This is a genomic window from Streptomyces sp. SP17BM10, from assembly GCF_036322405.1.
Classification (GTDB): domain Bacteria; phylum Actinomycetota; class Actinomycetes; order Streptomycetales; family Streptomycetaceae; genus Kitasatospora.
Map to the genome: position 1 here is coordinate 1 of NZ_JAQYXB010000321.1, position 314 is coordinate 314.

The window sequence follows — 314 nt, forward strand, 5'->3', positions numbered from 1 at the left end:
CTGGGCCCACCACCCCCCATCCCCCCCCCCCAACCCAACAACCCAAAAACCCCGCACACAACAACAAAAAATAAACCTCAAAACAAAAAAAACCCCACACCCCACGCCCCACCCCCCCCCCCACCCCCCCCCCCCCCCCAAACCCCCCACCCACCCCACAACCCCCACCCCCACCCCCCCCCCCCCCACCCCCACCCCCCCCCCCACCCCCAACAACCCCCCCCCCCACCCACACACAAAAAAAAAACCCCCACAACACAAAACAACCCACCAACACACCCCCCCCACCCCACCAAAACCACAAACCCACAAAC

The 314-nt window shown here is 65.0% G+C and carries 1 protein-coding gene; it reads right to left on the reverse strand.

Annotated features, from left to right (window positions below; all coding sequences use genetic code 11):
- Window positions 1-314: hypothetical protein (locus tag PUR71_RS40945; RefSeq protein ID WP_329924466.1), on the reverse strand; the 314-nt coding region annotated here is incomplete at both ends.